This is a genomic window from Sphingopyxis panaciterrulae, from assembly GCF_014199295.1.
GTDB lineage: Bacteria > Pseudomonadota > Alphaproteobacteria > Sphingomonadales > Sphingomonadaceae > Sphingopyxis > Sphingopyxis panaciterrulae.
The window spans coordinates 141,381-163,415 of record NZ_JACIJH010000002.1 but is presented as its reverse complement, the minus strand read 5'-3'; the positions used below and the strand labels follow the sequence as shown (position 1 = coordinate 163,415).

The following is a 22,035-nucleotide window of genomic DNA, read 5'->3' as shown; positions in this document are numbered from 1 at the left end:
CGTGGCCAGCGCCGACCCCCTCGCCCAATATAGGAAGAAGCGCGATTTCAAGCTGACCCCCGAACCCGCGGGCGAGGTCGCGAAAGGCGAGAAACGTCAGACACGGCATCGCTTCATCGTCCAGAAGCATGACGCAACACGGCTCCATTACGATTTCCGGCTCGAAGCGGACGGCGTGCTCAAGAGCTGGGCGGTGACCAAGGGGCCGAGCGCCGACCCCGCCGACAAGCGCCTCGCGGTGCGGACCGAGGATCATCCGATGGCCTATGCCGATTTCGAGGGCGCGATCCCCAAAGGCGAATATGGCGGCGGCACGGTGATGCTGTGGGACCGCGGCACCTGGGCGCCGGTCGAAGACAAAAGCGCGAAGGACATCGAGAAGGGCCACCTGCATTTCACCCTCGACGGCGAGCGGATGAAAGGCGAATGGCTGCTCGTCCGCATGAAGCCGCGCCCCGGCGAAAAGCGCGAGAACTGGCTGCTGCGAAAGATCGACGACGCCTATGCCGGCGGCAGCGACGAACTGACCGGCCGCCACCTCACCAGCGTCCTCACGGGCCGCACCATGGCCGAGATCGCCGGCGACGCGGGCGGCGAACAGTCGCTGAAGGGCGCGAAGGGCGCCGCCTTTGCAAAGAAGATGAAGGCGGCCGCGACGCATAATGAAAAGATCGCCCGGACCGCCGCGCCGAAGGGCAAGCCGCCCAAATTCCGCCCGCTCCAGCTCGCGACCCTCGTCGATGCGGTACCCAGCGGCAACGACTGGTTCCACGAGATCAAATATGACGGCTACCGCGCGCTCGTCGCCGCGGCGGGGCGCGCGGTCGTCGTCTACACCCGCAGCGGCCTCGACTGGACCGACAAATTCGCGCCGCTCGCCGAACGCATCGCAGCGCTCGGCCTGCCTCCCTGCCTGATCGACGGCGAGATCGTGGCCTATGACGCGCGGGGCAATCCCGATTTCTCCGCGCTCCAGGCCGTGCTCAAGCGCGGTCACGGCGCGCAGGATGCGAAGACCGAGCTTCATTTCTTCGCCTTCGACCTGCTCGAACGGGACAGGAAATCGCTCGTCAAACTCGGCAATCTCGAACGCAAGGAGCGGCTGGAAGCGCTGCTGCGCGACGCCGCGCCGCCAATCGCCGTCGCCGACCATGTCATCGGCGCCGGCGAGCGCCTCTATGACGCGTTATGCGGCGCGGCGCAGGAGGGCATCATCTCGAAACGCGCCGACGCCGCCTATGTGGGTCGCCGCACGCGTAGCTGGGTGAAGGTCAAATGCACCCGCCGCCAGGAGTTCGTCCTGGTCGGCTGGAAGCCTTCGTCGGCGAAGGCGCGCCCCTTCGCCTCGCTACTCCTCGCCCAGCACGAGGACGGCGCGCTTGTCTACAAGGGCAATGTCGGCACCGGCTTCGACGCCGACACGATGGCGATGCTCGCAAGCAAGTTCGAGAGCCGTGCGCGCAAGACGGCCCCGCTCGCGGTCGAGCCGGCCGCGGCGCGCCATGTCCGCTGGCTGAAGCCCGACCTCGTCGCCGAAATCGCCTTTGCGGAATATACCGCCAGCGGCTCGGTCCGCCATGCAAGCTTCGTCGGCCTGCGCGCCGACAAGGAGGCCAGGAACGTGACTCCCGAAATCCGCGAGGCGGCTCCCGCACCCACTACCGACGTGGTGATCAGCAATCGCAGCCGCGTGATCTTTCCCGAAACCAAAGCGACCAAGGGCGACCTCACCGACTATTATGCCGCGGTCGCGCCGATCATGCTTCCGTACATGGCGCGACGCCCGGTCAGCCTCGTCCGCTGCCCGCAGGGGCGCGCCAAGCAATGCTTCTTCCAGAAGCATGATTCGGGCAGCTTCGGCGATCATGTCCACCATGTTCCGATCCGCGAGAAGGACGGCGGGGTCGAGGATTATCTCTATGTCGAGGATGCGAACGGCATCCTCGCCTGCGTCCAGATGGGCACGATCGAATTCCACGGCTGGGGCAGCCACGTCGACGCGGTCGAAAAGCCCGATCGCATGGTTTTCGACCTCGACCCCGACGAAGGGCTGAATTTCGCCGACGTCAAGAAGGCGGCCGCCGACCTGAGGCGCCAACTCGCCGATATCGGGCTCGTCAGCTTCGCGATGCTCTCGGGCGGCAAGGGCGTGCACATCGTCGTGCCGCTCGATCCCGGTCACGACTGGGACGCGCACAAGGATTTCTCCAAACGCTTCGCCGAGGCGCTGAGCATCGCCGAACCCGACCGCTTCACCGCGACGATGAGCAAGGCGAAGCGCAAGGGCAAGATCTTCATCGACTGGCTACGCAACCAGCGCGGCAGCACCGCGATCATGCCCTACTCCGCGCGCGCCCGGAAAGGCGCGCCCGTTGCCACGCCGACCGGCTGGGATGCGCTCGCCGACATCGACAGCCCCGGTCACTGGACGATCGCCGACGCCGATGACCTCCTGGACCGCGCCGCGAGCGCCGAACTCAGGGGTTGGGGTTTCGCGAACCAGACGCTGCCCGATTTCTAGAGTCGAAGGCACGCCTCATCGCCGCGTGGCGAACCTCATCCATTATCCCCTCTATCAATACCAATAAAGAACCAATAAAAACCGAAGCTTCGCACCCTCGCCGAAGAGGGCGCGGAAAATCTCTTGACGCGCGCCGCAGAAATTATATTTTTCTCACGTAAATCAGCCAAATATAAATAGTGCGACAAAAAGGGAGAGCGACATGACCAATACAATACGTATGATGGCGTCGGCGAGCGCCTTCACCATGCTCCTGGCGGCGGTCCCCGCGCAGGCCCAGGATGGGCCGACAGCGCCAGAGGCCGACAGCGCCGATTCCGAAATCGTCGTCACCGGCATTCGCGGTGCGCTCCGTCAGTCGATCGAGGCCAAGCGCGATTCGGATGTGATCGCCGACGTCATCAGCGCGGAAGATATCGGCAAATTTCCCGACAAGAATGTCGCCGAGGCGCTTCAGCGCGTACCCGGCATCGTCGTCAATCGCGAGTTCGGCGAGGGCGAGCGCGTGTCGCTGCGCGGCACCGCGCCCAACCTGACCAAGACGCTGGTCAACGGCCACGCAATCGCGACCGCCGACTGGTTCATCCTCGACCAGCTCGATTCGACCCGCAGCTTCAACTATCTGACCCTGCCCGCCGAGATCGTCGGCCGGATCGAGGTGTACAAGAGCCCGCAGGCGGATGTCGAGGAAGGCGGCGTCGGCGGGACGATCAACGTCCATACGCGCAACCCGCTCGACCTCGATCCCTTCTCCCTCTCCGCGTCAGCCCAGCTCGTCTACGCCGACCGCGCCGACGCCGTCGATCCCCAGCTTTCGGGCATGGTGAGCTGGAAGAATGCGGCCGAGACCTTCGGTATCCTGATCGGCGGCATTTATCAGAAGCGCCAGACGCGCCGCGACGGCATCGAGGTGCTCGGTTATTCGACCCCCGGCGGCGCGGCGGGCACCAATGGGGTGCCGACGCTGATCGGCTCGCCGCTCTTCACCCAGGAACGCGAGCGCTACGGCGCCAATATCGGCCTCCAGTTCCGGCCGAGCGACGCGATCGAGATCAACGTCACCGGCCTCTATTCCCGGTTCAACGCCGACAATTTCAACCAGAACTATCTCGCCTGGCCCGATCGCGCGCTTGGCGATGGCGGCGCGCTGACCGATGCGACGGTGGTCGACGACACAGTCGTCGCGGGGACCGTCACCTCGCTGCCGGGCAGCCGGGCGGTGGTCTATGACGCGATCGCGCGCGAGGCCTATGCCGAGACGATGGCCGGCGATTTCGACCTGACCTGGCACAGCGGCGACAACAGCTTCCTGCACGTCAAGGCGGGCTGGACGCGCGCCAACGGCGACACCGTCAACGAATATTTCCTCGAAACCGCGGCGCCGGGCTCGTTCAGCTATGACTTGCGCGGCCGCGCGCCGCAGGTTTCCTTCACCAGCCCCGACCCGACCTCGCCCGCCGGCATGCTCATCGACTTCGCGCGCCTGCCGACGGTGCAGAGCGATGACGAAGAGAAATATGCCTATCTCGATTATCAGCACGGCGTCGAATGGGGCCCGGTGCAGGCGCTGAAGTTCGGTGTCAAATATACCGATCACGACCGCGGGTCGCTGTGGATGAGCACCGACGGGGGCGCCTTTCTGCCGCTCGCCTGCGGCGCGGCGCCCTGCACCGCCGCTGATTTCGTGGGCGGGACGACGCCTGATGATTTCCTCGACAATATCGCCCAGCCGGACACGCTGACCGATTATTGGACGGTCGATCGCGCCGCGCTCGAATCGATCTTCCGCGCCCAGCCGGCCGCAAACCGCACCCGCTATGTAGTTCCGGGCTCGACCTTCCAGGTCAACGAAAAGACCTATGGCGGCTATGCGATGGCCAAGCTGGGCGGCCAGGGCTGGGACGCCAATGTCGGCGTCCGCGTGATCCGCACCGAACAGACCGCCTCGGGCAATATTCTCGGCGGTCCGGCCCCGACCAACGAAAGCCCCTTCGGCGACTATACGCCGCTGACGGTCAAGTCGGCCTATACCGACGTGCTGCCCAGCGTGAACCTGCGCGTCAACGTGACCGATGATCTGGTCGCCCGCTTCGCCGCCGGACGGACGGTCGCGCGCGCCAATTTCGCGCAGATCGCCCCGGGCATCAACCTCAACGGCACCACGCTGACCGCGACCGGCGGCAACCCCGATCTGCAGCCCTTTCGCGCCAATCAATATGATATGTCGATCGAATGGTATCCCGACCGCGAGACGATCGTCGCGCTCGCGCTCTATTACAAGGACATCATCTCCTACGTCGTCAACGGCAGCACGACCGAGGTCTTCCCCGGCCAGTTCCTGCCCGGCACGCAGCCCGCAAGCTGCACTCCGACGGGCGAAACCGGCCTTTACGACTGCCCCTATGTCGTCAACCGGCCGGTCAACGGCCCCGGCGGTACCAACAAGGGCATCGAATTGCAGGTCTCGCGGCCGATCTGGGGCGGGTTCGGCATCCTCGCCAACTACACCTATTCGAATGCCAAGGCCGACAATGGCGACCCCATCCCCGGCAATTCGAAGCATGCGCTCAACCTGACCGGCTTCTATGAGGACGATCTGCTCAGCGCGCGACTGTCCTATAATTACCGGTCGAAATTCTTCATCAACATCGACCGCGCGGCATCGCTCAACCAGGCCGCGACCGAATCGCTCGACGCGTCGTTCAGCGTCCAGCTCACCGACAATATCGCGCTGACCGCGGATGCCATCAATCTGACCAACGAAAAGATCGTACAATATTCGGGCACGACGACCCGCCCGCGCGCGATCTACGACAATGGCCGCCAATTCTACGTCGGAGCCCGCCTCCGCTTCTGATGCACCGTCGTTCCGAGTCGCCCCGTGGGCGATCCGGAGCGACCGCCTTTCCTATCCGACGAACGCACGCTCGATGACGAAGTCGCCCGGCGCCGCGTTCGATCCTTCGCGAAAACCTAGCGCCTGAAGGCGCGCCTGCAGATCGCGGATCATCGCCATGCTGCCGCACAGCATGATGCGGTCGCTCGCCGGGTCGAAATACGCAGGGCCGGTCAGCGGGCGGGCAAAGAGACGCCCGTCGTCGATCAGCGCGTCGATCCGCCCCTCGGTGCGGAACGCCTCGCGCGTCACCGTCGGCAGATAGTGGAACTGCAGCAGCGCCTGGTCCTGGACCAGCGGATCGCCGGCAAGCTGGCTTTCCAGTTCCTCGCGCCAGGCGAGATCGCCGACCTGCCGCACGCAATGGACGAGCACGATCTCGTTGAAGCGCTCATAGATGTCGGGATCGCGAGCGAGGCTCAGGAAGGGCGCGAGCCCCGTGCCCGTCGAGAGCAGGAACAAGCGCCGGCCGGGCAGCAGCGCGTCAGCGACCAGCGTCCCCGTCGGCTTGCGCCCGAGATAGAGGGGGTCGCCGGGAGCGATTCCCTGCAGCCGTGAGGTCAGCGGGCCGTCGGGCACCTTGATCGAGAGGAATTCCAACTCGTCAGCATAGGCGGGGCTGGCGATCGAATAGGCGCGCAGCAGCGGCCGCCCCTCGCCGGGCAGGCCGATCATCACGAACTCGCCCGACCGGAAACGGAAGCTCGGCGGACGGGTGATCGCGAAGCTGAACAGATGGTCGTTCCAGTGCCGCACCCGCAGCACCGTCTCGACAGTCAGCGAGGCGGACGGGGCAAGTTTCGAGGCGGCGGCGATGCGATCGCTCATAGGGTATTTCCTGACAATCTGGAGGAGAGAGGAGCAAGGCCGGACAAATCATATCCGGCGACGTCGAGGTGCGCGGCGGCGGCGGTGAGCGCGGCGAGGATGGGACCGGCGGCGCCGTCCGCGACCACCAGCGCGAGCGTCGCGCGGGCGCCCGCCGCATCGCCGCCACCCACCGCGCGCCACAGGCCGAGCAGCACTGCCTCGTCCTCACCGACGCGTGGGCAGGCCATGGACTTCAGCACCAGCGGCGTCCGCGCGTCGCTCGCGAGCAGCGCCAGCGCGACGTGGAAATCGGGCAGTGCGGACACCGCGCCGAGCCCCGCGAAGCCGCGATGCAGCGCCTGCGGCGGACAGCGGCCGCGCGCGGCCGTCAGCGTCCAGCCGCGCATCGCCCAGAGCAGGAAGCGTCCGCCGTCGCACAGGCTTTCCACCGGGCGATCGACGAAAGCATACATGATCTTCTCCTGCGGGCGGGGTGCGGTCAAGACGCCGCGCGTCAGCCCCTTACATTCTATTGCGATTCATTTGCAATTATAGATTGACTTGCTAAGAGGAAAAGGACGCTTCACCGAAAGACGAAGAAGCGAGGGAGCAGGACATGGTGGACGCGGCCGATATCGACAGCATCGCGGCGCTTGAGGCGGCGATCGGCAAGACGCCGCCCGCCGTGAACCTGAAGGTCATCGACCATGCCGACACCGGCGCCCGCCGCTGGCTGGCCGCCGCGCCGCTGCTGTTCGCCGGGGTCGGCGATGCGGACGCGCTGACGGTGACGCTGGCGGGCGGCGCGCCGGGTTTCGCGCGCGCCGATCCCGCCACGCTGTCGATCCCGTGCGCGGCATTCGACGATCCCGATCTGCTGGAGCCGGGGCGCCCCTTCGCCTCGCTCCTCCTGATCCCGGGCATCGGCGAGACATTGCGCATCAACGGCCGTGTCGAGGCAATGACAGGCGGCGAGGCCCATATCGCCATCGCCGACTGCTATGCTCATTGCGCGAAGGCGCTGATCCGTTCCGCCTTCTGGCAGGCGGAGCCAGGCGCCGCGCCCGCCGGCGATGCCGCCGCCTTCGCCGCCGCGACCCGCTTCATGGCACTCGCGACCGTCGATCCGCACGGGGCCGCCGACATCAGTCCCAAAGGCGATCCCGCGGGGTCGATGGTGCGGCTCGACGCGGCGGGCGACCTCTGGTTCGCCGAGCGGCCGGGCAACCGCCGCGCCGACGGCCTGCGCAACATCGTCGCCCAGCCGCGTATCGCGGCGGCCCTGCTCGTCCCCGGCACCGACGAGATTTTGCTGATTCGCGGCCGCGCACGCGCCACGACCGATGCGGCGGCGCGCGCCGCCTTCGCCGTGCAGGACAAGACGCCGCTGCTCGCGACCCATGTCACCGATCTCGCGGTCGAGCGCCGCGCCAGCCCCGCCCTCGCCCGCGCGCGACTCTGGCCCGCCGCCCCCGCGCCGGCGGACATCCGCCCGGCGAAGATCTTCGCCGACCATGTCCGCCTCAACAAGAACAAGGGGCTCGCCGCCCGCGTCGCCGACGCGCTCGTGTCGGTCCCCGGCCTGATGCAGAAGGGGCTCGACAAGGATTACAACGACAATCTCTACTAACGGCGCGCTCCGCCGGCCGCCCTATGCCGCGTCCTTCTTTCGTGCCGCCTTCTTACGCTCATGCGGGTCGAGGATCGCCTTCCTCAGACGGATGTTCGCCGGCGTGACCTCGACCATCTCGTCGTCGTCGATATAGGCGATCGCCTGTTCCAGCGTCATGCGCCGCGGCGGGGTCAGGCGGATCGCATCGTCCTTGCCTGTCGAGCGGAAGTTGGTGAGCTGCTTCGACTTCATCGGGTTGACCTCGAGGTCGTCGGGCTTCGCATTCTCGCCGATGATCATCCCCTCATAGAGCGCCTCGCCGGGCGAGACGAAGAGAATGCCGCGTTCTTCGAGTGGGCCGAGCGCATAAGCAACAGCCTCGCCCGCGCCGTTCGAGATCAGGACGCCATTCTTGCGGCCCTCGATGCTGCCCTTGTAAGGGCCGTATTTCTCGAACAAGCGGTTCATGATGCCGGTGCCGCGGGTGTCGGACAGGAATTCGCCGTGATAGCCGATCAGGCCGCGCGACGGGCCGCTGAAGGTGATGCGCGTCTTGCCGCCGCCCGACGGGCGCATGTCGGTCAGCTCGGCCTTGCGGATCTGCATTTTCTCGACGACCGTGCCCGAATGCTCGTCGTCGACGTCGATGACGACGGTTTCATAGGGTTCGGTGCGCGCGCCGCTCTCGTCCTCGCGATAGAGGACACGGGGGCGGCTGATGCCGAGTTCGAAACCCTCGCGGCGCATCGTCTCGATCAGCACGCCGAGCTGAAGCTCGCCGCGCCCCGCGACCTCGAAACTGTCCTTGTCGGCGCTTTCGGTGATGCGGATCGCAACGTTGGTCTCCGCCTCACGCAGCAGCCGGTCGCGGATCATGCGGCTCGTGACCTTGCTGCCCTCGCGGCCCGCCATCGGCGAATCATTGACCGCGAAGCGCATCGACAGCGTTGGCGGATCGATCGGCTGCGCGGCGATCGGCTCGCTCACGCTCGGGTCGGCGATGGTGTTGGCGACGGTCGCGTTGGTCAGCCCCGCGATCGCGACGATGTCGCCCGCGCGCGCTTCGTCGACCGGCACCCGGTCGAGCCCGCGAAACGCGAGCAGCTTCGAGGCGCGACCGGTCTCGATCACCTTGCCATCCGCGTCAAGCGCATGGATCGGCTGGTTGACCTTGACGGTTCCCGACTGGACGCGGCCGGTGAGCACGCGGCCGATGAAATTGTCGCGGTCGAGCAGCGTCGCGAGGAAACTGAACGGGCCATCGGGGTCGAGCCCCGGCGCGGGAACATGCCCCACGATCGTTTCGAACAGCGGCTTGAAGTCGCCGTCACGTGCGTCGGGGTCCGGCGAGGCGAAACCTGAGCGGCCCGAGGCATAGAGGATCGGGAAATCGAGTTGCTCGTCGCTCGCATCGAGCGTCAGGAACAATTCGAACACCTCGTCGAGCACTTCGGCCGGGCGCGCGTCGCTGCGGTCGATCTTGTTGACAACGACGATCGGACGCAGGCCGAGCGCCAGCGCCTTGCCGGTGACGAACTTGGTCTGCGGCATCGGGCCCTCGGCGGCATCGACGAGCAGGATGACGCCGTCGACCATCGACAGGATGCGCTCGACCTCGCCGCCGAAGTCGGCGTGACCCGGCGTGTCGACGATGTTGATCCGCGTCGTGTCCGCACCCTCGCCCCATTCGACCGAGGTGCATTTGGCGAGGATGGTGATCCCGCGTTCCTTTTCGAGATCGCCCGAATCCATCGCGCGTTCCTCGACGCGCTGATTGTCACGGAAGGTTCCCGACTGGCGAAAAAGCTGGTCGACAAGGGTTGTCTTGCCATGATCGACGTGCGCGATAATGGCGATATTACGCAATGACATCTGGAATACCTTAACGGGGGTATGGCGGCGCTGCGCCGCACTTCGGCGGCGCGCCTAGCGAATTTGCTGCTGCGGCGCAACAAAATTGCCAAAGCCCGGCATCGCGACCAGCCGTTCCACCGCCTGCGCCGCCGACCGGGCCGCGCGGACGAGATTCGCGTGGAAATCGCGGCTGCTGCCTTCGTCCGCCGTGTCCGTGACGGCCTTGATCGCCGCCCATGGCTTGCCGAGCCGCATCGCGGCCTGCGCCACCGCCGCGACCTCCATGTCGACGAGCGTCGCGCCCAGACCGCGCACCAGCCCCGCCGCCACATCGGGGCAGGCGATGAAGCTGTCGCCGCTCGCGATCCGCGCGTGCGGCAGGCCGGTTCCGGGATCGGCCATGGCGCAGAAATGCGCTTCGCCCACCTCGCCGACCGGCCAATCGCCGGCGCGATAGCGGTCGAATCGGTCGGGCCGGACCGTTCCGTAATCATGCTGCACCGCCTCTGCGAGCCAATAGGCGCGTCCGGCCTCCGCATCGAGCGCGCCGCACGTCCCGCTCATCAGCAACAGGTCGGCATCGGTCCCGAGCATCCCGGCCGCGAGCGCCGCATGAACCTTGCCCAGCCCGCAGGTCGCGACGGTGAGCGCATGACCGTGCGCGGCAAGGCGGCGAACGGCGAAAATTCCGTCTTCGCGCGTGCCGGCATCGGGAAACAGCGCGTCGGCCTCTTCGGGCAACGCGGCAAGGATGAGGATATGCGCCATCGCGCCTCTCTAGCGGCACGAGCGCCGATCACCAGCGGATTAGCGGATGCATCGCCGCCATGGTGCTGCCGGCTATCCTCGTCTATCATGGATCGCGACCTATCGGGCCCGCAGCGGGTGTGGTGCTTGAACAACACAGGCCCGCATGCCATATAGGCGGGCGGCACGGGGTTGGAAGGAACCGGAATGAGCGAAGAAAGTGCGACGGCGACCGCGACCGACGAGCTGAAGCTGACCCCTCCCGAACCGCTGCCCCCCGTCGCGCCCGAAAAGGCCGCCGGGCTGGTGCCGCTGTCCACCGAGCAGAAATCGAAGCTGGAGGAGCGCGTCGACAGCTTCATCGACGATCTCGTCGCGCAGGACGAGAATTCGCCCGAATTCGGCAAGCGCATCGACCAGATCACCAACATGGGCCGCAAGGAGATGCTGGAGGCGGCGAGCCATTCGAACCGCTTTCTCGACCGTCCGATCAAGGCGATGGATCGCGACACCGACATCGGCCAGAATCTGATCGAGCTGCGCGGCACCGTCGAACGGCTCGATCCGTCGGCGAACGGCAAATTGCTGTCGAAGCGCGGTTTCCTCGACAAGATTTTCGGCAGCAAGATCACCAATTATTTCGCGCAATACCGTAGCGCCCAGACGCATATCTCGGGCATTCTGACCGCGCTCGCCAATGGCAAGGACGAGCTCTTGATGGACAATGCCGCGATCGACGTCGAGCGCCGCCGGATGTGGGAATCGATGGGCAAGCTCGAGCAGATGGTCCACATCGCGAATACGCTCGACCAACGGCTCGAGGCGAAGGCGACCGAACTCGACGGCACCGACCCCGCCAAGGCGAAGATCATCCGCGAGAATGCGCTTTTCTATGCCCGCCAGCGCACGCAGGACCTGCTGACGCAGATGGCGGTGACGGTGCAGGGCTATCTCGCGCTCGACCTGGTCAAGAAGAACAATGTCGAGCTGGTGAAGGGCGTCGACCGCGCGTCCACGACCACCGTCGGAGCGCTCAAGACCGCGATCACCGTCGCGCAGGCGATGACCAACCAGAAACTGGTCCTCGAACAGATCACCGCGCTCAACACCACGACCGCGAACATCATCGACGGCACGTCGAAGATGCTGAAGGACAATACCGCGCGCATCCACGAGCAGGCGGCGTCGAGCACGATCCCGATGGAAACGCTCTCCCGCGCGTTCCAGAACATCTACGACACGATGGACGCGATCGACACCTTCAAGCTGAAGGCGCTCGATACGATGAAGACCACCGTCACCGCGCTGGAGGGCGAGGTCGCCAAGTCGAAGGGCTATATCGCGCGCGCCGAGGGCGCGAGCCAGGCGCAGGCGAGCGTCGGCGGCGCCGACAGCCCGCTCGCCGCGCTGGAGGCGTGAGGGCGCGATGACGATGAGCGAGGTCGATCGCACCGTCCTGGCGGGCAACGCCGCGATCGAACGGTCGCGCGAGCGTCGCCGGCCGATCGGGACAAAGAGCCTAGCGCTGCGCCGCCAGCACCTGTTTCGCAAGATCGGCCGCATGTTCATGGCTGGCGGCGCGGTGCTGATCGCCGCGGCGCTGTTCGGCATGCTGATCCAGCCGCTCGGTTTCGCGGGGGTGATGGCGGTCACGCTGCTGCTGATCGGCGTCGCCATCCTGTTCGGCAAATGGCCGCCCTTCCCCGAGCCGCACCAGCAGGATTTGCCCAAAGCCGACCTCAAGCAGCTCGCGGGCCGCACCGAAATCTGGCTCGAGGCGCAGCGCCCGGCACTTCCCGCCCCCGCGCGCCAGCTCGTCGACGGCATCGGCGTCCAGCTCGACCTGCTCGCACCGCAATTGCAGACGCTCGACTCCGCGACGCCTGCTGCGGCGAACATCCGCAAGCTGGTCGGCGAGGACCTGCCCGAACTCGTCGCCGGCTATCAGCGCATCCCCGCCGGACTGCGCGGCGAGGCGCACGCCGGCCGCACCCCCGACGAGACGCTGGTCGGCGGCCTCAGGATGCTTGAGCGGGAGATCGGCGATGCCGCCCGCAATCTCGCGTCGGGCGAGATCGACAAGCTCGCTGTGCGCGAACGCTATCTCCAGCTCAAATATGAGGGCTTGGAAAGCGACGACGGGGGCGGCAAACCCCCGCTCGCCTGATCAGGCCTGACGCCAGCGCTGCGTTCCGAACCAGAGCAGCAGGACGAGCAGCATCGGCGGCGCGAGGCCCCACCGCGCCGGACCGGCGAGCGGCGCGAGCAGCGGCGTCGCCGACAGAAGCCACAGCGCCGCCAGCAGCGCGGCGATCGCCAGCGCCTCGAACGCGAAGCTCCGCCAGAAGCGCCGGCGCGCGCGCGCATAGGCGGCCTCGGCGTCAATCGTTCGCTCGACCGCGGCCAGAAAGCCCCGGTCGCCCGCCCGAGTCGGCGGCGCCAGCAGCGCCGCCAGCGCGGCGTCGATGTCCGAGTGATCGGCTTCGGTCATGGCTCCGCTCCTTCGGTGATCAGTGTCCGCGCTTTCGCCCGCCCGCGCAAGACCAGCGACTTGAGCGTGCCGAGCGGGAGACCCATGATCTCGGCCGCCTCGCCGTGCGACCAGCCGTGACCGAAGCACAGGGTGAGCGCGGCACGCTCCTGCGGAGACAGGCCGGCGAGCAGCCGATTCGCGTCGATCGCGGCGTCGCTGCGACTATGCGGCGCGTCGGACGCAGGCGCCTCGTCCCGCTCCGCCAGCCCTTCGCGCCGCCGCGTGGTGCGCCGCTGGTCGAGGAAGATCCGCCAGCCGATCCCCATGACCCAGGCGGCATAGCTGCCCTGTCCCCGGTAGTCGCCGGCGCGCTGCCAGGCGCGGACGAAGGCCTCCTGCGCCAGATCGTCGGCATCGCTGCCCGCGACCCGCGCCAGAAAGGCGCGCAGCCGCCCCTCGTGCCGCAGCACGAGGAGCTGGAAGGCGCCGCGGTCGCCCGCCGCGACCCGCGCGTTGAGGGCGCTGTCCTCCTCGTCACGCAGCGGGGCGCTCCCCCGCTGCCTCGGCGCGCGCCCAGCGTCGGCGCAGCAGCAGCGCAAGGCCGACGAAGGCGGGAAAGAGCGCGGCGCCGGCGGACAGGCGGATCATCTGCTCATGCCCCTGGATCACACCGAACCCCGCCATCGCGAGGCCGATGGCGAGCAGCACCAGGCCGCCCCGGTCGTCGCCCGGCCCGTCGGCCCCCATCCGGTCGCCGCCGGGCCAGCCGAGATGTTCATAGGGCTTGTTGAGCTTGTCGATCATCGCGCCGACCATGTCCGACTTCGCCTCGATCGCGCGGCGGATCGAGCGATGCAGCATCCAGGCGTGGAGCAGCCGCGCGAACAGGAAGAATCCGACGACGAACAGCGCCACCATCGTGATATTCTCGAGCAGTCGGAAAAAGCCGTCGCTGACCGCAACCAGCTCAGTGGTCGGCGGCGGCGCGGGGACATAGGCGGCGATGTCGCGCGGGTCGATGTAGGCGGCCACGTCGGCGGCGCTGACCGGTGGCGCCGCTGCGGCGGCTTCGGGGGCGGGCACGGCCGTGGCGGCGGCCGTTGCGGCAAACAGGCTCATCATGCGCATTCTCCTTCACACCGCGCGCGGCATGGGTGAAATCACAGGCGGCGGCTTCCGGCAAGGGTATGGCACGCCTGCATCGGGGAGCAGGGCGATGGCCATGCGGAAGCCGCCGCCAGGACCGGCACAGCCGCCGGTCATGATCTGGACGGCGCGAGCGGCGCGGTTGGATGCACGGCGCGAAAAATTTTTCGAATCGCCCCCTTCAGGGCAATTCGCGCCACGCGCCCGGCGCCAGCCCCTCCAGCGTCCAGACGCCGATCCGCCAGCGCACCAGGCGTAGCGTCGGATACCCGACTGCCGCGGTCATCCGCCGCACCTGCCGATTGCGCCCCTCACGGATCGTCAGGCGCAGCCAGTAAACCGGAACGCTCTTGCGGAAACGCACCGGCGGGTCGCGCGGCCAGAGCGGCGGCGGGTCGATCCGTCGGACCTCGGCCGGGCGCGTCGGGCCGTCGCGGAGCAGCACGCCCGCGCGCAGGGCATCGAGGCTCGCGGCGTCGGGCTCGCCCTCCACCTGCACCAGATAGGTCTTGGGCATCTTGTGGCGCGGCGCGGCGATGCGCGCTTGCAGCCGCCCGTCGTCGGTCAGGATCAGCAGCCCCTCGCTGTCGCGGTCTAGCCGGCCCGCCGGATAGACATGGGGCACCGGCACATAGTCCGACAGCGTCGCGCGCGCCGCATCGGTGCCGCGGTCGGTGAACTGCGACAGCACGCCATAGGGCTTGTTGAAGAGAATGACGCGGCTCACCGACGCTCTGCTTTTCCCACCGATCCGATCCCGCCGCCATAGCGCCGCGCCGTCCCCATCGCCTAGCGCCGATTTGCCGGGCGGGAGCGTTCGGGGTTCTCGTGCGTAGTATCGTCAGATCACGGATTCGGGAGGATCGCATGGCCATCGAATGCACTGCCTATCGCGACGACAAGGGAGGGCTGCATTCCACCCCGGAAAAGGCGACGTTGGCCGATCTCGCCACCGTCCTCGGTCGCGTGGGCGAGGAAGGCGGCATGACCGCCGGCGTGGCAAAGCTGCTGCTCGACAAGCGCGAGGAGATCGAGCGCGTCTTCGCCGAACACGACAAGATGGTCGCCGCCGCCGAAGCCGCGCCCGAGAGCGGCGACGTCGTCCCGATCAAGGATGCGCGCTAGGCTGGGCCGTCACCCGATATCGCCCCCGACCCAGACGGGCGGGGTGCGCCGGTGCCATTCGACCGCGGCTTCGAGCTGATAGGCGAGCGCGAGCAGCAGCGCCTCGCCGCCAGGGCGGGTCGCGAACTGAATGCCTACCGGAAGGCCGTTGTCGCTGAAGCCCATCGGCAGGCTGATCGACGGGGTCCCAGCGAAATTGTCGATCCAGCAATAGCCGGCATAGTCTATGAGCGGGTCGCGCTGGTCGGACCAGGCGACGTCAGGGCCGAAGACGCCGATGCGCGGGATTTCTGCGCCGAGCGTCGGCGTCATCCAGATGTCGATCCGGTCCAGCCGGTCAAGATAGGCGGCCACCACCGCCTCCATCGTCGACCAGGCCGCGGCGAAGCGGTCGTCGCTGATCGCCTCTCCCGCCGCGATCAGGGTCACCGAGCGGTGCTCGAGATCCTCCGCCCGGACGCTGATGCCGATCTGCTGCGACAGCAGGCCCAGGCGGCGGGTGAAGACGCCTTCGGTGATGTCGCTGAGCCGGGCGACCGCCGCGGGACCGTCGAACGGCAGCGCCGCGTCGGACACGTCGTGCCCCAGCCGGTCGAGCAGCGCGACGCTGTCCGCGAAGACGCGCTGGACGCTCGCGTCGGGCCCGTCGCCCGTCCGCATGATCCGGCTATAGGCATGGATGCGCAGGCGGCGGTCGACCGGATCGGTCACCAGCGGGATCGGCGGCAGGCAGTCGGGATCGCGCGTCTGCGTCGCCGCCAGCCAGGCGGCAGTGTCGCGGACCGTCCGGCTGACGCAGCCGTTCACGGTCAGGTCGGCGATCGTCCGGAAAGCCTCTTCACCCGCATTGCGACGACGCGACGGCTTCAGGCCGACCAGGCCGCAGGGCGCGGCACCGTGGCGGATCGAGCCCAGGCCGTCGCTGGCGTGCGCGACCGGGACGACGCCCGCTGCAACCGCGGCCGACCCGCCACCCGACGAGCCACCAGGCGTATAGGCGAGGTTCCACGGATTGCGGGTCGGGCCGAGCAGCGGCGATTCGGTGACGGCGTTCAGGCCCAGTTCGGGCATTGACGACCGCGCGATCGAGATCGGCCCGGCGTTGGCGATGGCACGGGCATAGGGCGCGTCGTCGGGCGGGATGAAACCCTTGAGCGCCGCCGACCCGAAGCTGGCCGGAATGCCCTTTTCGGGCAGCATGTCCTTGATCAGCGTCGGGATTCCGGCGAGCGGGCCTGAACGCGGCGCCGTCGCCTGCGCACGGGCGCGCTCGAACGTCGGCCACGCGATGAAGTTCAGCTCGGGATTCACCGCCTCGGCGCGCGCAATCGCCTGGTCGATCAGCGCCGCGGGCGTCACCCGCCCCGCCGCGAGCACCTCGCGCATCGCGGTCATGTCCATCGCGGTCGCGCCGGCCGATACCGTCATCGTCATGGTGTCTCCTCGGAATAATGCGGGCGGATGGCCCGAAGGGTAGCGGCATAGGGTTTCGGCGCGAGTCCGATCAGCACCGCCGACGCGATCAGCGAGGGCAGGCTGACGATGGTGATCGCCAGCAACATGCCGCGCGGCCCCGCGATCAGGCCCGAGATCGCGCCGATCGCCAGTGGCGACGCCGCCAGCGCCAGCGCGTTGACGATGCCGAGCAGCGCCAGAACGCGCGAGCGCAACGCGGGCGGCGCCAGGCTTTGCAGCACGCCGGGCATCAGCGAAGAGGCAGCGACGCCGAGTGCGCCCTGGAACGCCGCGATGCAATAGGCCTGGAACGGCGATGTCGTGAGCGGCAGCAGCGCCGCCGGCAGCGGCGTCAGCGCGACGAAGATCCGCGCCGCCCGCACCGGTTCGAGCGCGTCGCCGCGGCCGCGGAGCTTCAGCAGCGCGGGCGCCATCACGACCCCGATCAGCGTCGCGACGGTGATCGCGGTGCCCAGCCCGACGCCCACCGTCGTCGGATCGATTCCGAAGGCCCGCGGCAAGGCGAGCGGAAACCACATCATTCCCGAATTCATTGCCACCGCCATAGCGAAGATCGAACCGAAGACGCATAGCAGGGTGGCCCGATTCGCGCGGGCATAGGGCAGGAAATCGCGCGGCGCGTGCTCGTCGACCGCCGCCGTCCGCACCGCGCCGCCGCCGCTTTTCGTCAGCGGCATGGTCAGGACGAGCAGGAAGAAGAGCGGGCCCGGAACGGCGATCGCCAGCATCGCGAGCTGCCACGGATCGAAGCCGGCGAGCCACGACGGAAAGGCGTGATGCGCCTCCGCCAGTCCTTGCAGCATCGCGCCACCGAGCGCCATGCCGAGCCCCGCGCCGAGCAGCGACCCGCCATAGAAGATGAAATTCGCGCTGTTCCGCTGCCGTTCGGAAAACAGGTCGGGGATCAGCGCGAAGACGATCGGCGCCAGCCCCGCCTCGCCGATCGCGATGCCGATCGTCGCCGCGAACAGGCCGCCGAAACTCTGCTGAAAGGCGAAGAGCCCGGTCGCCAGCGACCAGCAGGCGACGCCAAGGGCAAGGATCAGGCGGCGTCCATACCGGTCGGCGAGCCAGCCCATCGGATAGCTCGCGACGCTCGCGAACACCGCCATGCCGAGTCCCTGCAACATGCCGAGCTGCAGGTCGGTGAAGCCGAGCGAGGTCTGGAGCGCCGGCGCCACGAGGCTGAGCATCTGGCGGACGACGAAAGCGAAGAGCGTCGTCATCAACAGAACGCCGAGGCCGTACCAGGCCCAGATGGCCGCCCCGCGCGATTCGTCTGCCGTATCCGCCATGGCGGCGGGACGGGAGGGCGGTTTTCCTCCAACGGCGCCGGCCTCGCTCTGCATTCCCTCTCTCCCGACCTCGATCGCACGGACGTGCCGGCGTCGTCTCATTGATCAATAATAAACAAGTTGACTTTATTGTAAAGTGAGCAGATCATCGGCTGCGACAAAGGATGATCGGGAGTCGGCGCCGGACGAGCGTGCCCCGTTCCGCACCATGGGAGCAGGTCGATGCAATTTTCGGTTCGCGCGTCGCTCGAGCAATTCACCCTCGCCCATCCCTCGGGCGAGGGGCAGGTCCGGATCAGCGTCGCGGCCCCGGCGGTCGAGGCGCCCGCCGCCGGCGTGCCCGTCCTCTATGTCGTCGACGGCGACATGCTGTTCGGCCTCGCGGCGGAGATCGCGCGCGCGGTGTCGAGCGTAGCGGGCTTTCCCGCCCATTATGTCGTCGGTATCGGCTATGACGCCGCCTATGCCGATTTCCTGAAGCGGCGCACCGCGGACCTGACGCCGCCGATCGGGGCGGAAGCGCTCGCGAGCCTCGGCGGCCTCGCCGCGGCGATCGGCGGCGAGCAGAGCGGCGGCGCCGACGCCTTCCTGGCCTTCCTCGCCGAAACGCTGCAGCCCGAGATCGCGGCGCGCTATCCGCAGACCGCGGGCGGTGACCGCATCCTGTTCGGTCATTCGCTCGGCGGCCTGTTCGCCGCCCACGCGCTGCTGACGCGGCCCGACAGCTTCTCGGCCTTCATCGTCGGCAGCCCGTCGCTGTGGTGGAACGGCTTCGCGATCCTCGAAGAACTGCCCGCCTTCCGGGACAGGCTCGCCGCGCTGTCACGCCAGCCGCGGGTGTTCGTCGACGTCGGCGCAAGGGAGCAGGAACTGCCCACCAGCGTGCCCGAGGGCATCGGCGTGACGCTGGCGGAAGCGCAAGCACAGATCCGCGCCTCGCGCATGGTCGACGCCGCGCGGGAATTCGCCGACGCGCTGCGCGACGCGGGGGTCGAAGCGCTGCGCCACGTCGCCTTTGCCGAGGACGACCATGTTTCGGCCGCGCCGACCGGCATGCTGCACGGCATGCGCTTCGCGCTGGGGCACGAGCGCTGAGACCCGATAACGACATTCTGGAGAGGGGACCGACCATGCGATATCCGACCAAAGCCCTGACAGGGACCGCCCTCGCGCTCGCGCTGGCCGCACCGGCCGCCCTCCGGGCGCAGGACGCCGAGCAGTCCGCAGGCGGCGAGATCGTCGTCACCGCGCAGAAACGCGCGCAGACCCTGATCGACGTGCCGCAATCGGTGTCGGTCGTGTCGGCCGCGACGCTCGAGCAGCAGGGCGCGACCAATTTCAGCGACTATCTGAAGAATGTGCCGAGCCTCCAGCTCGTTCAGGGCACGCCCGGCCAGGGCCGGCTGGTGCTGCGTGGCGTCAACACCGGGGGGGTCGCCTCGACCGTCGCCGTCTATGTCGACGAGACGCCCTTCGGGTCGAGCACGGCGCTCGCCAATGCCGCCGAGCTCGCTGGCGATTTCGATTCGTTCGACGTGGCGCGGATCGAAGTGCTGCGCGGCCCGCAGGGCACGCTCTATGGGGCCAGCTCGCTGGGCGGCCTTCTGAAATTCGTCACCAACGAGCCGTCCACGGCGGGCTTCGAGGTGAAGCTGCTCGGCGGCGCCGAATTCACCGACGGCGGCGACCCTTCGTGGCGCGGCGCGGCTATGGTCAACATGCCGCTCGGCGACACGCTCGCCTTCCGCGCCTCGGGCTCCTACCGCAGGCAGGGCGGCTATATCGATTCGGTGGGCACCGCCGGTTCGAACGTCCGCAGCAACATCAACGATTTCGAAAATTACGGCGGCCGCGCTTCGCTGCTCTGGACGCCAGACGCGAACCTTCGCGTCAGGCTGAGCGCCCTCGCCCAGAATCTCTACGTCGACGCGCCGAGCATCGTCGAGGCCGACCCCGCGACGCTGGAACCGTTCCATGGCGGTCTGACCCAATCGGAATATCTGCCGACCTTCAGCAACGTGAAATACCGGCTCTACAACGCCACTATCGACTATGATCTCGGCCCCGCGACGCTGACTTCGGCGACCAGCTATGGCGAGCAGCTCCAGTCGTTCCGCGCCGACTATACCGCCAACCTCGGCGCGGCGCTCGGTGGGTCCTATGTCTATTTCGACCAGTTGACGCAGAGCCACAAATGGACGCAGGAACTGCGCCTCGCGTCGAACGGCGGCGGCTTCCTCGAATGGATGATCGGCGGCTATTACACGCACGAAAAGGCGCGGATCTTCCAGAATCTGAAAAGCGCAGCGCCCGGCACGCCCGGCATGCTGACCCCGATCGACCTGCCCTTCGAATATGCGGTGTTCAACCTCGACTCGCGCTATGAGGAGGTCGCCGGCTTCGCCAATGCGACGCTCCACCTCGCGCCCTGGTTCGACATCGACGTCGGCGGGCGATACAGCCACAACAGCCAGCGCGCCGAACAGGTCACCGATGGCGTCCTGTTGGGCGCCGCGACCATCGAAGGGCTTCGCTCGTCCGACAATGTCTTCACCTGGTCCCTCGCACCCAAGGTCAGGTTCGGCGAGCAGGCGTCGCTCTATGCCCGCGTCGCCAAGGGCTACCGGCCAGGCGGCCCCAACGTCATCCCGATCGGCTCGCCGCCGGGAACCCCGCTGACCTTTCAGCCCGACACCGTCACCAGCTATGAAATCGGGTTCAAGAGCGACACCGCCGATCGAAGCGCCTCGATCGAAGCGGCTCTCTATCATATCGACTGGAACGACATTCAACTCGCCGCCGTCGTCAACGGCTTCGGCGTCAATGTGAACGGCGCCGGAGCGAAGGTCGATGGCGCCGAAGTCGCGGCGACGCTGCGACCGACCGCGGGCCTCGTCGCTTCGGTCAGCGTCGCGATCAACGATGCGAAGCTCAGCGGCGATACCGATCCGCTCGCAGTCGGTGCGGTCAAGGGCGACCGCCTGCCCTTCACCCCGAAATATGCGGTCAGCGCCAACGCCGACTATCGCTGGGACCTCGGCCCCGGCGTCGCCGCGTCGATCGGCGGATCGATCCGCTCGCTGTCGCGCCAGACCGGAAATTTCGATCCCGCCTATCGCGCCGCCTATGGCCATTTTCCGCGCGTGAAGGCCTATGAGGTCATCGACCTGCGTGCCGGCCTCGACTTCGGGCGTTATGCGCTGAACGCCTATGTCAACAATCTGACGAATGCCGGGGGCATCACCTCGACGCAGGCGCTGCTCGGCGTCGCGGGATTGCCGCGGAACGTGGGCGGTGCGCTCGGCACCGGCGTGGTGCGCCCGCGGACGATCGGCGTCAATGCCACGGCGAGTTTCTGACCCATCTCGCTTCCCGCCCGGCCCCGCGCTATCGCAGACGACAGACTATGACGAAGACCATCACAAAACCCCGACGCAGCCAGGCCGACCGCAGCGCCGCCACCCGCGCCAAGGTGCTCGCGGCGGCGCGCGACGTCCTCTGCGCCCAGGGCTATTCGGGCGCGACGATGCACGCGATCCGCGACGCCGCGGAAATGAGCCTCGGCGCGATCCAGCACCAGTTCCCGACCAAGGCGAAGCTGATGGCGGAGGTCGCCGCCGAGTTCGCCGCCTATCGCACCCGCGTCTATACCGACGCTATCCGGCGCGGGACGACACCCCGGGCGTCGATGGAGAATCTGATCGACGCGAATTTCGCGATGGTCAGCCGGCCCGAAATGGCCGCGGTGCTCGAGATCCATCTCGCGCGCCGCAACGATCCCGATCTCGACCGCGAGGTCGGGCCCAGCACGCGCCGTTTCGACCGGCGCGTCCGCCTATGGGGACATTTCATCCTCCGCGCGGCCGGGATCGACAACGACAAGGCCTATCAAAGCCTGCAACTGCTAAACAATGCGGTGACGCGCGGCCTGACGGTCGAATATATCCGCAACCCGGACATGAATCTGATCGATCGGTCGATAGCGACCTGGAAGGCGCAGATGCTGGCCATGGTCTTCGGCTCCTGAAAGCCGTCGCTTGTGCCAGAGGGCCGCGGCGGCAACTGCCCGAAGGCAGAGTT

General features: G+C 67.6%; 19 protein-coding genes. 9 read left to right on the top strand and 10 right to left on the bottom strand.

Translation table 11 applies throughout. The features are described 5' to 3' along the window. Position 1: 1 nt before the first annotated feature. Both ligD and FHR21_RS04790 read left to right on the top strand, forming a co-directional pair. Entirely contained in the window at positions 2–2,521 is a 2,520-nt protein-coding gene (ligD, locus tag FHR21_RS04795; protein WP_184095886.1) for a DNA ligase D, read from the top strand. 202 nt (positions 2,522–2,723) lie between these two features. Then, complete coding sequence (locus FHR21_RS04790) at positions 2,724–5,378, top strand: TonB-dependent receptor (protein ID WP_184095884.1); 2,655 nt, start codon at positions 2,724–2,726, stop codon at positions 5,376–5,378. Positions 5,379–5,429: 51 nt separating this feature from the next. Here FHR21_RS04790 and FHR21_RS04785 read toward each other — a convergent pair whose 3' ends face one another. Together FHR21_RS04785 and FHR21_RS04780 are read right to left on the bottom strand one after the other, a co-directional pair. Then, complete coding sequence (locus FHR21_RS04785; protein ID WP_184095883.1) at positions 5,430–6,245, bottom strand: ferredoxin--NADP reductase; 816 nt, start codon at positions 6,243–6,245, stop codon at positions 5,430–5,432. Continuing rightward, complete coding sequence (locus FHR21_RS04780) at positions 6,242–6,730, bottom strand: hypothetical protein (protein ID WP_184095880.1); 489 nt, start codon at positions 6,728–6,730, stop codon at positions 6,242–6,244. Before FHR21_RS04780 ends, FHR21_RS04785 begins: the two co-directional genes overlap by 4 nt. Positions 6,731–6,843: 113 nt before the next feature. On the opposite strand from FHR21_RS04780, the gene FHR21_RS04775 reads away from it, so the two are divergent. Continuing rightward, positions 6,844–7,857, top strand: coding sequence for a pyridoxamine 5'-phosphate oxidase family protein (locus tag FHR21_RS04775; protein WP_221235007.1), 1,014 nt, complete (start codon positions 6,844–6,846; stop codon positions 7,855–7,857). Positions 7,858–7,878: 21 nt separating this feature from the next. Here the strand turns inward: FHR21_RS04775 and typA are convergent, their stop codons facing one another. After that, on the bottom strand, positions 7,879–9,711 hold the full coding sequence (gene typA / locus FHR21_RS04770; protein ID WP_184095878.1) for a translational GTPase TypA: 1,833 nt from the start codon (positions 9,709–9,711) through the stop codon (positions 7,879–7,881). A gap of 54 nt (positions 9,712–9,765) precedes the next feature. Further along, a complete protein-coding gene (locus tag FHR21_RS04765) occupies positions 9,766–10,461 on the bottom strand; it encodes a 5'-methylthioadenosine/S-adenosylhomocysteine nucleosidase family protein (RefSeq protein ID WP_184095876.1) in 696 nt (231 codons plus the stop codon). 186 nt (positions 10,462–10,647) lie between these two features. On the opposite strand from FHR21_RS04765, the gene FHR21_RS04760 reads away from it, so the two are divergent. Together FHR21_RS04760 and FHR21_RS04755 are read left to right on the top strand one after the other, a co-directional pair. Continuing rightward, the gene (locus tag FHR21_RS04760; RefSeq protein ID WP_184095874.1) at positions 10,648–11,859 is read left to right on the top strand and encodes a toxic anion resistance protein; all 1,212 of its coding nucleotides are present in this window, start codon (positions 10,648–10,650) and stop codon (positions 11,857–11,859) included. Between the two features lie 13 nt (positions 11,860–11,872). Next, positions 11,873–12,607, top strand: coding sequence for a hypothetical protein (locus FHR21_RS04755; protein WP_246427062.1), 735 nt, complete (start codon positions 11,873–11,875; stop codon positions 12,605–12,607). On the opposite strand, the gene FHR21_RS04750 is transcribed toward FHR21_RS04755, so the two are convergent. From FHR21_RS04750 to FHR21_RS04735, 4 genes are all read right to left on the bottom strand, one after another. Continuing rightward, positions 12,608–12,931, bottom strand: a complete 324-nt coding sequence (locus FHR21_RS04750; protein WP_184095869.1) for a hypothetical protein — start codon at positions 12,929–12,931, stop codon at positions 12,608–12,610. Next, on the bottom strand, positions 12,928–13,512 hold the full coding sequence (locus FHR21_RS04745; protein WP_276569245.1) for an RNA polymerase sigma factor: 585 nt from the start codon (positions 13,510–13,512) through the stop codon (positions 12,928–12,930). Before FHR21_RS04745 ends, FHR21_RS04750 begins: the two co-directional genes overlap by 4 nt. Continuing rightward, positions 13,448–14,035 (bottom strand): hypothetical protein, encoded by a 588-nt coding sequence (locus FHR21_RS04740; protein ID WP_184095865.1) that lies wholly within the window; start codon positions 14,033–14,035, stop codon positions 13,448–13,450. The genes FHR21_RS04745 and FHR21_RS04740 overlap by 65 nt, the downstream gene beginning before the upstream one ends. Positions 14,036–14,240: 205 nt before the next feature. Then, positions 14,241–14,786 (bottom strand): pseudouridine synthase, encoded by a 546-nt coding sequence (locus tag FHR21_RS04735; RefSeq protein WP_184095863.1) that lies wholly within the window; start codon positions 14,784–14,786, stop codon positions 14,241–14,243. 140 nt (positions 14,787–14,926) lie between these two features. Between FHR21_RS04735 and FHR21_RS04730 the strand changes: the two genes are divergently transcribed. Beyond that, complete coding sequence (locus FHR21_RS04730) at positions 14,927–15,184, top strand: hypothetical protein (protein ID WP_184095861.1); 258 nt, start codon at positions 14,927–14,929, stop codon at positions 15,182–15,184. A 9-nt stretch (positions 15,185–15,193) separates the two neighbouring features. Here FHR21_RS04730 and FHR21_RS04725 read toward each other — a convergent pair whose 3' ends face one another. Together FHR21_RS04725 and FHR21_RS04720 are read right to left on the bottom strand one after the other, a co-directional pair. Beyond that, a complete protein-coding gene (locus FHR21_RS04725; RefSeq protein WP_184095859.1) occupies positions 15,194–16,618 on the bottom strand; it encodes an amidase family protein in 1,425 nt (474 codons plus the stop codon). Continuing rightward, positions 16,615–17,955, bottom strand: coding sequence for an MFS transporter (locus tag FHR21_RS04720; protein ID WP_184095857.1), 1,341 nt, complete (start codon positions 17,953–17,955; stop codon positions 16,615–16,617). The genes FHR21_RS04725 and FHR21_RS04720 overlap by 4 nt, the downstream gene beginning before the upstream one ends. Before the next feature lie 222 nt (positions 17,956–18,177). On the opposite strand from FHR21_RS04720, the gene FHR21_RS04715 reads away from it, so the two are divergent. Genes FHR21_RS04715 through FHR21_RS04705 form a run of 3 tightly spaced genes read left to right on the top strand, consistent with a single transcriptional unit; the run spans position 18,178 to position 21,982 of the window. Continuing rightward, on the top strand, positions 18,178–19,050 hold the full coding sequence (locus FHR21_RS04715; RefSeq protein ID WP_184095855.1) for an alpha/beta hydrolase: 873 nt from the start codon (positions 18,178–18,180) through the stop codon (positions 19,048–19,050). 35 nt (positions 19,051–19,085) lie between these two features. Then, complete coding sequence (locus FHR21_RS04710; RefSeq protein ID WP_184095853.1) at positions 19,086–21,314, top strand: TonB-dependent receptor; 2,229 nt, start codon at positions 19,086–19,088, stop codon at positions 21,312–21,314. 47 nt (positions 21,315–21,361) lie between these two features. Beyond that, positions 21,362–21,982, top strand: a complete 621-nt coding sequence (locus FHR21_RS04705; RefSeq protein WP_184095851.1) for a TetR/AcrR family transcriptional regulator — start codon at positions 21,362–21,364, stop codon at positions 21,980–21,982. Positions 21,983–22,035 lie beyond the last annotated feature (53 nt).